The following is a 229-nucleotide window of genomic DNA, read 5'->3' as shown; positions in this document are numbered from 1 at the left end:
TCCTCAGAATCTGGAAGAACAGGCTATTTCTCTGGTTGGTACAGATATCTACGAAAAACTGATTAAAGGATATACAGAAAAACAGTGGGGCAGACCATGTACCGAACTTCCGGCGTTTATTATCAAGCGTCTCCCAGTTCGTCTGACGTTTGATAACAACTATTTTAATGCTCTTTATCAGGGGATTCCTGTGGGCGGATATACCAATATGGTCGCCAATATGCTTAAG

The 229-nt window shown here is 41.9% G+C and carries 1 protein-coding gene; it reads left to right on the top strand.

Annotated features, from left to right (window positions below; genetic code table 11):
* The coding region (locus M3200_RS05505; protein WP_288178168.1) for a UDP-galactopyranose mutase at positions 1 to 229 on the top strand (229 nt) is incomplete at both ends.

Source organism: Dialister sp. CAG:357 (assembly GCF_000435155.1).
Lineage (GTDB): Bacteria > Bacillota > Negativicutes > Veillonellales > Dialisteraceae > Dialister > Dialister hominis.
The sequence above is the reverse complement of the archived record's forward strand: the minus strand, read 5'-3'. Positions and strand labels throughout refer to the sequence as shown.